This is a genomic window from Marcopretia estuarina LEGE 06307 (assembly GCF_056633115.1).
On sequence record NZ_JBSJOY010000005.1, the window covers coordinates 196,822 to 210,896 of the forward strand.

Annotated in this window: 9 protein-coding genes; all 9 read right to left on the bottom strand. The window is 58.5% G+C overall.

The window, feature by feature from the left end:
- Nucleotide 1: 1 nt before the first annotated feature.
- Nucleotides 2–991: an ABC transporter permease gene (locus tag ACWJI3_RS12665; RefSeq protein ID WP_480203940.1), complete on the bottom strand. Its 990-nt coding sequence runs from the start codon at nt 989–991 to the stop codon at nt 2–4.
- On the bottom strand, nt 873–2,726 hold the full coding sequence (locus tag ACWJI3_RS12670; protein WP_480203849.1) for an ATP-binding cassette domain-containing protein: 1,854 nt from the start codon (nt 2,724–2,726) through the stop codon (nt 873–875). Before ACWJI3_RS12670 ends, ACWJI3_RS12665 begins: the two co-directional genes overlap by 119 nt.
- Nucleotides 2,723–3,790 carry an HlyD family secretion protein gene (locus tag ACWJI3_RS12675; RefSeq protein WP_480203850.1) on the bottom strand — a complete coding sequence of 356 codons (1,068 nt, stop codon included), beginning with the start codon at nt 3,788–3,790 and terminating at the stop codon, nt 2,723–2,725. Before ACWJI3_RS12675 ends, ACWJI3_RS12670 begins: the two co-directional genes overlap by 4 nt.
- A 561-nt stretch (nt 3,791–4,351) precedes the next feature.
- The gene (gene pgmB / locus ACWJI3_RS12680; RefSeq protein WP_480203851.1) at nt 4,352–7,225 is read right to left on the bottom strand and encodes a beta-phosphoglucomutase; all 2,874 of its coding nucleotides are present in this window, start codon (nt 7,223–7,225) and stop codon (nt 4,352–4,354) included.
- A 997-nt stretch (nt 7,226–8,222) separates the two neighbouring features.
- Nucleotides 8,223–8,798, bottom strand: coding sequence for a VOC family protein (locus ACWJI3_RS12685; RefSeq protein WP_480203852.1), 576 nt, complete (start codon nt 8,796–8,798; stop codon nt 8,223–8,225).
- A gap of 73 nt (nt 8,799–8,871) precedes the next feature.
- On the bottom strand, nt 8,872–9,642 hold the full coding sequence (locus tag ACWJI3_RS12690; protein ID WP_480203853.1) for a hypothetical protein: 771 nt from the start codon (nt 9,640–9,642) through the stop codon (nt 8,872–8,874).
- A gap of 412 nt (nt 9,643–10,054) precedes the next feature.
- Nucleotides 10,055–10,420 (bottom strand): hypothetical protein, encoded by a 366-nt coding sequence (locus ACWJI3_RS12695; RefSeq protein WP_480203854.1) that lies wholly within the window; start codon nt 10,418–10,420, stop codon nt 10,055–10,057.
- 15 nt (nt 10,421–10,435) lie between these two features.
- On the bottom strand, nt 10,436–10,597 hold the full coding sequence (locus tag ACWJI3_RS12700) for a hypothetical protein (protein ID WP_480203855.1): 162 nt from the start codon (nt 10,595–10,597) through the stop codon (nt 10,436–10,438).
- A 48-nt stretch (nt 10,598–10,645) separates the two neighbouring features.
- On the bottom strand, nt 10,646–11,659 hold the full coding sequence (locus tag ACWJI3_RS12705) for a DUF4331 family protein (RefSeq protein WP_480203856.1): 1,014 nt from the start codon (nt 11,657–11,659) through the stop codon (nt 10,646–10,648).
- Between the last annotated feature and the right edge of the window lie 2,416 nt (nt 11,660–14,075).

The following is a 14,075-nucleotide window of genomic DNA, read 5'->3' on the forward strand; positions in this document are numbered from 1 at the left end:
CTCAGCCCTCCTGTTTCTTCAGGAAGAGAACGGACAATCCGAGCAGGACGGGCATGGCCAGCAGCAGCGCGGCGAAGGCGCCGGATAGATCTGCGAAGCCCAGGCCCTTGGAGAAGGTGCCGGTGGAGATGGTCAGGTAGTGGGCCGTGGGATAGATCGCTCCGATCACCGCTCCGGCGCCCTGCAGGGACGACACCGGATCGAGCAAGCCGCAGAAGGAGGTGGCCGGCAGGATTGTCAGCACCGCGGTGCCGAACAGGGCGGCGATCTGGGTGCGCACCAGGGTGGAGATCAGCAACCCCAGGGAGGTGGCACAGATCACGTAGAGCAGGGCGCCGCTGGCCTGGGCCAGCACGCTGCCGGTGAGAGGCACGGCGAACAGGGTGACCGCCAGCAGGGTGAGCAGCACATAGTTCACCATCGCCAGGGCCACGTAAGGCACTTGCTTGCCCAGCAGGAACTCCAGGCGGGTGACGGGGGTGGCGTAGAAGTTGACGATCGTGCCCAGTTCCTTTTCGCGCACCACCGAGAGCGCCGCCAGGATCGCCGGGATCAGCAGCAGCAGGATCGGAATCGTGGCCGGCACCATGGCCACCAGGCTGCTGATGTCGGGGTTGTAGCGGAAGCGTGTCTCGATGCTGGCGGGGGGGATCGGGCTGGTTTGACCCAACACGCGCCGTGCCCTGTCCTCCTGCCACTGACCATGCAGGCCCTGCACATAGGCGCGCACCGTCTCGGCCCGCATCGGCATCGATCCGTCGATCCAGGCGCCGATCTGCACGGGGTTGCCGCGCTCAAGATCACGCCCGAAGCCTGGTGGCAGTTCGATCGCCACGCTCAGCTCGCCCGAGCGCATGCGCCGATCGAGGGCGTCATAGCCGTCCAGTGGCGGATGTTCGATGAAATAGCGCGACCCGGCCAGATTGAGGGCGTAGTCCCGGCTTGTTGTGGTGCCGTCGCGGTCGAGCACGGCATAGGGCAGATTCTCCACATCCATGCTCATGCCGAAGGCCATCACCACCATCAGGAACAGGCTGCCGAGCACGGCCGTGCTGATGCGGATCGGGTCGCGGCTCAGTTCCAGGGCCTCGCGCCGGGTGTAGCTCCCCAGCCGTTGCAGGCTGAACCCCTGCTCCTGCCTGGGCGCTCCCTGCCGGGGGAGCCTGGAGCGCTGCGGTTGTGGGGGTGGGGGCGCTGTCGCCGCTCGCCTCCTCCAGGTAGCCGATGAACGCCTGCTCGAGCGAGGCCGCGCCGCGCCGCGTCACCAGGCCGGCGGGGGTGTCGCTGACCAGCACCCGGCCGGCATGCATTAGGGAGAGGCGGTCGCAGCGCTGCGCTTCGTTGATGAAATGGGTCGAGAGGAAAATCGTGACCTGTTCCTGGCGCGACAGGTCGATCAAGTTCTGCCAGAACGTGTCCCGCGCGATCGGATCGACGCCCGACGTGGGCTCATCGAGGATGAGCAGGTCGGGCCGATGCACCAGTGCCACCGCCAGTGACAGCCGCTGGCGCACCCCCAGCGGCAGGGCAGCGGGGAGGGCCTCTTCCAGACCCGCCAAGCCGAACTGCTGCACCAGCTCCGCGACACGCCCGGGGATCTCCGCCTCCGGCATCTGAAACAAGCGGGCGTGCAGCACCAGGTTCTGCCGCACCGTCAGCTCGCTGTAGAGCGAGAACGCCTGCGACATGTAGCCCACCCGCCGCCGGGTGCTGAGGTCATCGGCGTCCAGGGGCTGGTGGAAAAGGAGGACCTGGCCGGAGCTGGCCGGCAGCAGCCCGGCCAGCATTTTCATCGTGGTGGTCTTGCCGCAACCGTTGGAGCCGAGGAAGCCGAAGATCTCGCCGCGCTCGATGCGCACGTTGACCCGATCGACCGCCAGAAACGTGCCGAACCGTTTGCTGAGATCCATGGCCTCGATCGCCACCTGGCCGTCGCCCGGCGGGCGCGCTGGAATCGTCACCGGATGGTGCTCCCGCCGCCTCGCCTCGGGCAGCAGGGCGATGAAGGCGTCCTCCGCAGTGCTGGTGCCGGTGCGCCGCCGCAGCTCCGCCGGGCTGCCGGTGCTGAGCACGCGCCCGCCATCCATGGCCACCAGCCAGTCGAAGCTGGCGGCCTCGTCCATCGAGGCGGTCGCCACCAGCACGGTCATGGCTGGGTGCTCGCGCCGGATGCTGCTGATCAGGTCCCAGAACTGGCGGCGCGAGAGGGGATCGACCCCGGTGGTGGGTTCATCGAGGATCAGCAGACCGGGGTCGTGGATCAGGGCGCAGCACAGGCCGAGCTTCTGCTTCATGCCCCCCGAGAGCTGGCCGGCCGGGCGAGTGCCGAAGGCCGCGAGTCCGGTGCGCTCCAGCAGCTCGGCGCGGCGGCTACGGCGCTCGGCTCGGCCCTGGCCGAACAGACGCGCGAAGAAGTCGATGTTCTCGATCACCGTGAGCGTGGGCGACAGGTTGTTGCCCAGGCCCTGGGGCATGTAGGCGATGCGAGGGCAGACCTCGCGGCGATGGCGTGGATCGGCCATGTCACCCCCCAGCACCTGCACGCGGCCCTTCTGCCTGCGGCGGATCCCGGCGACCAGGGCCAGCAGGCTGGATTTCCCCACCCCATCCGGACCGACCAGACCGGTGAGGCCACCGCCGCCCACATCGAGGCTGACGCCGGCGAGGGCCCGGGTCGCGCCGAACTGCAGCTGCACATCCCGGAGCTGAACGACCGCTGGCGTCAATCCGGAACCCTCACCGTCAACGCCGCCGGCCAGGCGGCCTTGGGGTCGAGTCGGACGTAGGCCATGCCCGGCAGTCCGGTCTTGACGCTGCGGATGTGGCGTTTCAGCAGGGCGGGATCAATGCGGGCCTTGATCCGGAACATCAGTTTCTGGCGCTCCACGGCCGTCTCCACCGTTTTGGGCGTGAACTGGGCCACATCGGCCACGAAGGTGACCCGCGCCGGAATCACCAGCTGAGGAGCGGCGTCCAGCACCAGGTGCACATCAGCCCCCATGCGCACCTTGCCGGCCTGGGCCGTGGGCAGAAAGAACGTCATCGAAACGTCGGAAAGGTCGACCATGTTCAGCACCTTCCCGCCGGCGCTCAACACTTCGCCGGGCTGGGCCACGCGGTACTGCACCCGCCCATCCCTGGGGGCCTGGAGCTGGCTGTCAGCAATGTTCGCCTTGATCCCCTCGATCCGGGCCTGGGCGGCCGCCACCGAGGCCTTCGCCTCGATCACCAGCGAGCTTGCGGTGGTGATGGCGGCGCGGCTGGCCGCCACGGTGGCCTGCGCGGAGGCGACGATCGCATCAGCGCCATAGAAACCGGCGCGGGCATCGTCGAGGCTCTCCGCTGAAACGGCGCCACTGACGAACAACTGCTCCGTGCGGCGGCGATGGCGGCGGGCGTCTTCGCGCTCTGCGCTGTGCTGCAGCACGATGGCTTCCGCAGCCGTTCGCTCACTGCGTCGCTGGGCCACACTGCTCTGCGCCGTCTCCACAGCGTTGCTGGCCTTGCGCAGATCCGCCTGGGCTTCACGGAGTTGGGCGTGAAGCACATCGGTGTCCATGCGGGCCAGCACCTGCCCGCGAACAACGAAGTCCCCCTCCTTTCCCAGCACTTGCTTGAGCCGGCCCGCTGACTTGGCCGCCACATCGATTTCTACGGCCTCAATGCGTCCGTTGCTGCTGGCGAACCCCGACGCCAAACCCTTCGGCTGGTTGGCGCGCCAGAGCCAGCCCGCCCCTGCACCGGCCACCGCAAGGGCCGTGATCACAAAAAGCCAATGCTGCCGGGTCATGATCTGGCTGCGGTTGGAATCAGCTCGACCCAAGCCCATCCCTGAGCAGCCTGGAGATTGGGGCAGGTGATGGTCAACAGGGCGGCCAGCTTGTTTGCCTGATCGATGTCACACCTGGATGGCAGTTGATTCACCGAAAACAAAGCCGTGCTCGCTTCTCCCTTGCGTTCAAGCCGGGTTGGTTTCGTTCAATGATCCCGACGATCCTGTTCCCCTTGCTGGTAGGCCCGTTGCAGACCCCTGTCTAGCCAGGCCGTTCAACGGCGCCGGCTGAAGGGTGTACCGAATCGGTGGCAGAAGTGCAGCACATCTGTGCGAGATGTGCGGAAGTCTGGCGCATTGCCTTGATCAGTAGAAGGCAGGGGTCTGAAGCGAAAGATGCTCAAGATCACCGTGATCTGGGGGTAGTGGTTGCCGCCTTGGCCGGCTTGCACGGCGGGATCAGGTTGCGGTTGTCCGCAAGGATGATGGTGAGATCATGAACACAGTCTTGGCTTCCTTTGTGCAGTTGGCCATCCCCGCCTCACCAACACCACGTTCGTGATGAGGAGCGTGGATCGATCACCATTGCATGCCGAGATCGCTCAGGCGAACACCATCCAGATCTGGGAGCACGATGTTGGCGGCACCAACACGCTCCTGAGGTCCGATGCCAACCGACCACATCCCTGCAGCGTTGGCTGCTTCAATGCCAACGGCGGCATCTTCAACCACCACACAGTTGGCAGGAGCAAGGTTTAATTGAGCGGCAGCACATTGAAAGATGTCGGGTGCTGGCTTGGGGCGTTGAACGCTGTCGCCGTCTGCGATTGCATCAATGAACGCTCCGATCCCAAGCCTGTCGATGACAGTGCGTGCATTCTTGCTGGCGGAGCCAATCGCGATTTTCATCTTTGCTTGTCTGAGCTCCTGCAAAAACTCAATGGCCCCTGGAAGCATGTCCTGGGGGGTGATGGTTTGGATGTCTTCAAGGTAGTAGCGATTTTTGCGCTCCATCATGTCCTGAAGTGCAGATTCGGAGTAATGTCGGTCGCCGATGATCTGTAGAAGCGATCCGCGTCTGGACACACCACGCAGGGCCTCATTGGCCTTGCGATCAAAGGGTAGCTTTTCCTCATCCGCTAATCTCTGCCAAGCGCGGTAATGAGATTCGGAGGTGTTCGTCAACACCCCATCCACATCGAAGATGAAGCCCTTGATGTCTTGAGCTTGAGTTTGAGGTGGACCTTGAGCTGGACCTTTTCCTTGCGCTGGAGGTGGTGCTGGCTGTGACAGATCAAAACTGTGCCAGGTACCGCGCCATTGCAGCTTGAATCTGAGCCGCTTCCAGGTTGGCGGCAGATGGGGAATCGCCATTGGGCTGTTTCCTTTCATGTGAATACCGGCGAAGCCGAACACCACGGCTTGCCATACGCCACCTGCTGATGCCGCATGAATCCCATCTGCTGTGTTGCCGCGGCTATCTTCGAGATCAACGGTTGCTGCCTGCATGAAGTAGTGATAGGCTTCTTCTTGCTTGCCCAGCTTTGCGGCCAGGATCGAGAGAATGGCAGGGCAGAGCGACGATCCGTACGTGGTGTCTGTGCGGGGAGTGTAGTAGTTCCAGTTCTTTTCGAGAACATCAGGATAGGAAAGACATGTGTTGGTATCTCGCATGAGATAGAGGAGCATCAGGACGTCAGGTTGCTTCAGCACCTGAGACTGATTGGTCACGTCCATTCCCAGAACGTCCTGCATGGAGCGATGTCGGGGCTCGTAGTCATTCAGGTGGATGTCTCGTAATTCAAAGAACTGATCAAACTGTTCAATCAGCCCGGTCTTTGTATCGTATGGGGTGTACAGCTGTGCGATGGCGGCTTGGAGCTGGAGCAGCCTGTCTGCATTGAGTTGTAGCTTTTGAGCGAGCACAGCGGCGTGGTCAGGAAACTGCTGCTGCAGCCATCCGTAAACGGAGACGGCTGTCTCCAGATTCCACTTCGCCATCCAATTGGTATAGGCGTTGTTGTTCACCTGTTCGTGGTATTCATCAGCGCCTATCACTCCATCCAGTACAAACCGTTCCCGCTCCGGCTTCCACTCCAGCCGACTCATCCAGAAGATGGCAGTGTCCAGAATGACTTCGGCTCCGTAGTCTCTTAGCCAGATGTCATCGCCAGTTGTCTGCCAGTAGTGCCAGGCCGCATAGGCAATATCGGCACTGATATGAATTTCGCGATCACGGCACCAAATGCGTATCGCTTTCGAGTATGGGTCGGTCTGGATGGACCATCGGGGCGTCATCTCATCACCCGTGGCTGCACTCTCCCAGGCAAACATCGCACCGTGATAGCCACTATGGGCAGCTTTTCGCCGTGCACCACTCAGGGTGTGATAGCGGTAGGTCAGTAGGCTCTTGGCAATCTCAGGCTGCGTCAAGGTGAACAGTGGCAAGATGAATATATCCGTATCCCAGAACACGTGTCCTCGATACCCAAATCCCGATAACGTTCTGGCCGGAACGCTGACGCGGCTGCTGTCTGCGCATTCACCCGCGATGTGCGAACAAGCGCCAATAAACAATTGGAAGATGTTGTAGCGCACGGCCACTTGTGCGTTGGTATCTCCTTCAATCTCTATATCGCTTTGCTGCCAAAACTCGTTCCATGCGTTCTGATGCGCCCTCAGCAGAACGGGATAGGCCGGCAGGTTGGTCAGTTTGGCCACAGCCGCCTGGGCGGGATGGTCCACATCCTGTGATGTGATCAAGGTGACAACTTTCTCTACGCCTACGGTTCTTCCCTTGGCCGCGAGAAAGGTGATCGCGATGGTGGGGCAATCAACAGAGCTCGTTGTTCGTATTGGTAGATCGTTGTTGATCGGTGTCATTCTGGCTGCCATGCCGAGTTCAACATGAGAACTGCGGGTGCGAACATGCAGCCAGATCCCTTGATCCTTCGCTCCCCGGTCGAGCTGTTGCCAATGATCAAAGCCCTGGTTGTTGGCAAAGCCATGAAGGCTGGTCTGAATTTCAATCGCTCCAGTGAAATCAACAGGAGTGATCTGGCAGTTCAGTCCGAAAACGGGATGATCTGCCAAGCTCGCAAAGCGCTCAAAGCGAAGATCCACGGTGTTCCCCGTTGGGCTCCGCCAGCGCAGTGCACGGCTAAGGATCCCGTTGCGTAGATCCAGCGTTCGTTCGTAGTGGAGGATGGTGCCATGATCCAGTCGGAATCGATCGCCGTTGATCACGATCGCCAGTTCCAGCCAATCTGGACAATTTGCGAGCTCGGTATACGCTCCAGGAATGTCGGCATAGACACCATGCACCAGTGTGGCTGGCATCGCATTGAGATACCCTTCTTCAAGGCTTCCCCGCGTACCCATGTACCCGTTGCCGATCGTAAAAACTGTTTCTCTGGAGCGTATCTTTGCTGGATCGAAGTGATGCTCGCTCACGCTCCAGTCTGTGTATGTCAGTTCATGAGAATCACATGAAGGATGCAGTGAGCTTGTGAGTTCTGTGGAAGTCATCGGCCCTGGTTGTCTGGGGGTGTAAGCGTATGCAGCTATGGTGTCTTCGCTCTGTTAACGCGTGAAACTAAACCTTCAGATCTGGTTGTGCGCCGATGGGGCAATGGTGATGTTGCGTTGGTTTGGGGCAGCACACATCCCATCGCTTCGGTGTAATCCTGGACGAGTGACTTCAGCCATCCTTGGCTTCAGGGTCGATGCCGTGGCCCTTGGGATGGTGTTGCTCCATGTCTTGAGCCAGTGCGGCTGGGGGAAGTGATCAAACGCCAGCCCGTAGCCTGCCTTCATGATGATGCGCACGACTCAGTTGTGGTCGCTGTGCGGCAGATCTGAGGTGCCGCGACCGGTCTTGAGGGGCTGAAGGTGACATGGACCCCGGAACGCCGATCCCAAGGCGTACGGATCACGACCGCTCTGCTGCTCTTAGCTCAGGCGTACGTCTGCGTTGCATTGTCCATCGACCCAGGCTGGCCCGGGGCCAGGACAATGCAACGGCCTGAGCTGGGGAGCTTGGCCTGATCAACCAGAACCAGGTCACCGTTGAGGAGACCAACCCCGCCGATGGCATCACCCACAACGACCAGTGGCTCAGTACTCACCATGGGAAGCACCAGCTCGCGGTTCAGGTCGCGGCGGACCTCAATGGAGTCGTTGGCAGGTCGTGTAGTCGAGCCAATGCAGGCCAAGCTCCCCGGCGCTATTGGATGCGCTTGAGCCGGAGGCGGATGCAGCAGCAGGCATGAAGTGGACTGAGCACTCACGGCTTGGTGGACCGGGACTTCTGAGTAGGGACAGCACCATCTGGCGGCGGGGTTGTTGTGCCAGTGACCCGTTCAACCGGTGGGGGCTGGCAAAGGGCCCTGCCAGTGGTTCTGCTGCTTCGTGGAGTGGAAACCGCCTGGGAAGAACGATGAATCGCGATCTAGCTTTCCTGCGTGACAGTTAGACCAATCTCTTGGCCGTAGGACAGTTCCAGCGTATGACCGTCCGGATCTCGCAAAAATGCCCAATAGCCAATCGGATAGCCCGAATCCTTGGGTTCTTCAAGCAATAGCCCAGCCTGGCGAGCCTTGTCGCACAACATGTCCACGGCTTCCCGGCTCTTACAGCCAATTCCAAGATGGGCTAGGGGAGAGAGAACTGGCTGCACAAAGGTGGCTTGAATCAAAACAATCACAAACGGTCGCGTATGGTCAGACAACCAGACAACTTCAGATCCTGTTTCCTTGTCAATGCGCCGATGCACAACTTGCATGTCAGCATAGGTAGCATAGAATTCAACACTGCGTCCAATATCGGAAGCGGGTAAGGCGACGTGGGTAAGTCCAAGATCAAGCATGGTCAGCTCCTCTGGCTTTGTGAATGACAGTGTAATCCTGGAAGCAATGATGGGGAAGTTGCCTTTGTCCAGCGCTGACGAATGGTTGTGTCGAGAGGCGGCGGTCTTTGGAGTGTTGGGGTGGGCTGGGATTCCAATACCCAGCAGTTGTTGATGCACCACCCACTCTCATCAGCCCTTGACCGATCAATGGGGTCAGGTCATTGATGTTGGGCTGTCCCTTCCCTCAGTGCTAGGGCCACTCCAAGGTCAGTTCCAGCTTGCGGCTGGCTGTTGCCGAGCTCTTCCTTGAAAAGGGTTGGGCCACTGGGGCCATTGTTTCGGTTTGGATCCATGCCTCCAGACTCACCAGTTGTCGCTTAGGGCTGGAGATCAGAAAGCGTTGCGGCAGGAGCCACTTGCCACTCCGGGGACGGAACCAACCTGGACCAATCGTGCGGCGAAGCGCGTCGTCATTGCCGGGATTCCCGACCATCGACACCGAACCTTCGGCGGCATCAGGAATCTGCTCCGAACGGGCAATGGAGAGACGCATGGGGCCGGCAAGATCGTTCCAGGTGAAGGCCGCAGCTGGAGGGGATGAAGGGATTCTGACAAAGCCGAATTGGTCCAGGGACACTGCTATGGGGGTTTTCAGTGTCGTCAGTTGGTGACTGGATCCATCGGGCATCACCAGCACAAAGTTGTAATCTTTCTGTGGCAATATACTGATGCCTTCGTGTGCATCATTGGCGATGTAGTAATAGGGGTGGCGATCGTAATAGTTTCCTTGCCAGACCTTGAACTGCATCCTGGTTCCATTGACTTTGATCTGGAGATCTTCCCGTTCAATCACCGTGCCTTCACTAGTGGCAAGCACGGCACGAATGGTATCGCGGGAGACTCGAGCACTGCTGTTCTGTTCAAGCTCTATCGTCACGACCACGTCACTGAGATTCTTCGGCAGCTCACGGCTGGTGCGCGTGCAGCCTGCGATTGCCAGTGAAAGGGTGGAAATGGCCAAGGCTGCTCGTTGCCACATGTCAAAGATCTGTGGTTGAGGGTTGTTACCATTATCCACGCGCCCCTTGTTCCATGATGGCTAGATGCTCAGCCCATGGGTAAAACGACGTGCCGTGTTGGAAGAATCGAGGCGCCTATCTGGCAAATGGATCCCCAGCTTGACGCCTGGCGATCGACTCGTGGTGCTGGGAATGCTGCTCCATGCCATTGACCTCCGTTTGGGGGGATTGAGCCGAACGTAAAAGTCACGGGCTGCAAAAGGCGGTCCCGTGGGTGTAATGGCAGTTTCTTTTTGTGTGGGTGGTTGAACAAACGTCTGAAGCAGACCCCTTTGATTCAGCGGTCACGCTGCCCAACGCTTGCTGGAAGGGGTTGCCGGATTCACAGTCCACAGATCAGCTGATCCGGCGGGATCAGGCCAGACGAACGGGGGACGCCGGCTCAGACCGCAAAGCCACGCGCAAACCGCAGCAGCAGCCGTGGGTTCCCCCGCAGGCGGATGCGGCCGGTGAGCACGGCCAGCAGCAGGTTGCGCGGCAGGGCTCCGCGCCGCTGAACTCGAAGTGGTATGTGGCGGTGAGGTTGCGGGCCTGCCCGGGCTGAAAGGTCATCGACAACACGTTGCGGAACCCCTCGACCGAGATCGGTGTGAGGCTGCTGCGCACCCGCTTCACCGTCTTGTGGGGGAAACGTTTCGCCACATGGGCCTTGGCATCCGAGCCCGGCACCACATATACCGTTTCGAGCTTCTCCTGCAGCGGTTGCACCACCTCGCGCACGAAGGCCTTGCGCTCTTAAGCCCGGGCAGAGCGGCTTTCGGCGAGGTTCTTCGCCCAGTCGCTGAAGCCCCCCAGGAACTCCCGGTCGTTGTGGGTGTAGCAGGCCGAGACGTTGAAGCGGCCATCGTTGCCGATCGCCATTGGGGCCCGCTCCCGGTGTTGGATGCTCTCGGGCACAACACATGCCCGCTGAGGCCTTATGGATACAGCCGTGTTGGCCTGGCGTTAGCTTGTCTTCTGATGGGGCGTGCCGATGTACGGGAACTCCTTGAGAATGTCAGTGTGCGGGCAGAGGCCGGTTGGGGGAATATCACCCTTAGAAAGGAAGGCGAGGCGATGATTGATGACGTCGTCGGTAAAGACGCGGCCGTTGGGATACGTCGCAGGCTTAGATGGATTGAAACACAGCATGTCGGGCAAAATGCGGTCGGCGTCGATCGCGGCGATGGCTTCTTCTCGGGTGTAATTGCCCGTATGCCCCATCAGGTGGACGAACTGATCCCTCCATCGCTTGCGATCGTTAACTGGCTCGCTGGCATTGTATTCCAACTTGGTGTCATCGGTGTTGAAGAAGCTGCTGACACTCGGGTGGCCGGCGCGATCAACATGAAGCAGTTTGCCGTCCTCACGCACGCTGCATCGCCCCCAGATGCGGATCTCCGGCTCGGCGTCGAGCTCGCTCGTGGGTAGCTCGATCACCATCGAGAAGACGTTGGCTTCCGTGTTTGAATCCACGCCGGTCCACGGAGACTTGCCGCCCAGGTGGGGGGCGGTGAAGTTTCTGCCGCCTGAGGTATCGAAGAGATTCTTGATGCCGTCGAAGTCGAAAAAGAAAGCGTCGCTGCGAGCACCGGCGAAGAACGTGTAGGCGCCGGACTTGACGATGTTGGGTTCGGCACCGAAGGAGACCTCGGCATCGACGATGATCTTTGTTCCAACAGCTTCAACGGAGCGGGATTCCTCGCCTTTTGCAACGAACACGGTTACGGTTTGCTTTCCTTCGTTCGGCGGCGAGAACACGTAGCTGATGGCGATGTCTGTCAGACAATCGCCATCGTTGTCGATGTTAACGCGGTAGATGGCATCGGGATGGAGCGCGTCGGCCGTCGGATTGGCATTGAGGATGATCACGGTCCTCGACGGGTCCTTGGGCGACTGGAACGCATAGAGGTCACAGAGGTCGAGGCGTTGGTCCCCGAGAGGAGGACCGAGGTTCAGTCCAGTGAAATGGTTCGACACTGCTGTTCTCCTTTGAGCCGAGGTTCACAATTATGGACCGGTTGCGGCTCCTGTGGCGGTGCGCACCGAGCCGCGCGCGCAGCCCTCAAGAAACGACAGGAGCCTTCACGGGTGCGACGAGCGCTGCGGGGGGCTGGAACGAGTGGGGTATCTGCGTCATGATCATGAATCAATACAGCGCGGGAGAGCTGCTTACAGGCGAGGACGCCGTGGTACGCCTCGTGGGTCTCCTGGGCCAAGGCGATGCACGTCGTGTGCTGCACTCCCATCTCTAGGGGGTCCCTCGCCCCTGTGGCGCCTAACGCTCAAGATCACCTGCGCACAAGTCTTTTTTGCAATCCTCATCTCTCTTCAGGATGCGTGACAGATGGATCTTGATGTTTGGCTCTCGCTTTTAAAGTTTATCAATCTCTAAAATGCGCCCAGATGTCTGTCCATCAGAGTCCAAGATGCATATGCCGCAAGGACAAGGGAAGTTCTGTGCAACCGCTCAGCGACCCAAGCACTCCCTTGCGACCCCTGCGATTTCTGCGCCCGAGCCGTTCTGTCAGCATGTTTCCAGCGCTTCTTAAGCCTTAATTGAGTTATCGAAATGGTGCAATCAGCAAAAGCACTTATAGGCATTGCCTGCGATGGCTACTTCCGTCCAAACTTGCTCTGCAACAGCAGTTGGTTTGCGATCTCGTCAATTTCCTGCTGATCCAGCAAGCATCTTCCATCCCGAATGTCGCTTTGATCCAGCATAATGTTGATCGATCTATTATTTGTAGGATTGAGAATACCTACCCAGTTCTGCCTATCAAAGTCTTTGCAAATAAAGCGCACGACACAGGTGGGAAAAGTTCTCTTTAAGTGATCAAAAAATGGTTCCAGCGGACTAGGGACATCTCTGGTGCCAAGATTTAAGTACTGCATAGCCAGGAAACTCTTGTTGACAGAAAACTAGTAACTTCCGTCCCACGTCGGAAGTGTCCGTGATGGATTGGGTCCATTGATGATAACCCCAGTACCACTTCGGATTGAACCATCAGGATAGAGATAGCGCTGATTCGTAGGGAGATTGTTTGGCGCTAGCATGCGTGAGGGATTTGGTCCTGACTGGATGACACCATACGAATTGCGAATGCTTCCGTCTGGATAGAGATATTGCGCCTTGAGGCATGGGGTACCAGCAAACGAGGTCACCGCAAAGATCGAAATAAAGCCTAAAGAATTTCGGCTCGGCATTTGATAACCTGTCTAAACTATCTTGAGTGTTATAATTTGTACGTTTCCTGTCAAGCGTCTAGTTGTAATTCGTAAAGACTAATTTTGCGGCTTGAGGAGCCTAGCGCTCCAGATCAAAAGCGGAAGTCAACCTCGGCACAGACATTATTCCTTGCTCCCGTCTTCTGCATCTGGATGTTAGACCGATTTAAGGACAGCTTTAATCATAGAGAATTCAAGAACTACAATCTGCTTGAGAGCCTATCTCTGCCTCAAATGAGCTTATGCAGACACTTACTAGATTCACAATAAATGCTGGCCCGAATCCCAGCCGCAGGTTCAGCGAGTAAACATGACTTAGGTATGATGGCTGTGTCTCGCTTAGATGCAGAGCAAAGCCATGCGTGTGAAGACCACGGCGGCCTTCATGTATATATGGACATCGCAGTATCTTGTATGCTACTGATCCATATCTAGAACGGCTGATCCAAGTGCAAAGCGCTTCAGTTGGTCGACTTGCGAAGTGGCTTATGAGATCATCGCAGATCTGGCTCAAAGTCCGATCCATTGAAATCTGTCGAGTTTGGCGCTCCTCAGGTACTGATGGAGATTTCCAATAATAGGACCGTAGAAAGCTGCATTGTTCCAATGATGGCTGATAACCTTTCTGCTTTTCACTCGCATGGGGTTCTTTGAGAATGCTTTCGCACCTAGCCCACAAGTCCGGAAGGCTAACGAGAGAAAAGACTGAGCCACCATGAGCTGCAAGAAACGTATCAAAGACGCGCCGTTTCTGTTTGCAGAACTGACCGCACTGACTGTAGCCGCTTGTATTCGCCCAGCTCAGGGAAAGAGCCTCTAGCGCAGACCAACATAGAATATTAATCTCATGCTCATGGTCCATGGGAGACAAGCCCATGATAAAGGCTAAACGCAGTTTCCAGTAATCAAAGAAGCTTTTTGGGTCCTGTAGGTGGCTCTGAGATGACATGAAAGCAGAGAATACCTTCTAAGAATGCTACACACTATTCTCGGGCTAGCATGCGACGAGGCATTCCTCAATGTTACGTTTTGCCACAGGTTCATTGCAATGGTGGTTGGGCCATATTTATGGTTTTAATAGCCCTCTTTTAAGTTCCCACAAGTTCCCACGTTGCATCATCAAGGTTAAGCATGAGGAAGCCGTTACCGCTAATGCTTTTCGCTGGGG

Coding starts and splice junctions, on each gene's coding strand:
- ACWJI3_RS12675 (WP_480203850.1), bottom strand. CDS start 3,790: ATGACCCGGCAGCATTGGCTTTTTGTGATCACGGCCCTTGCGGTGGCC.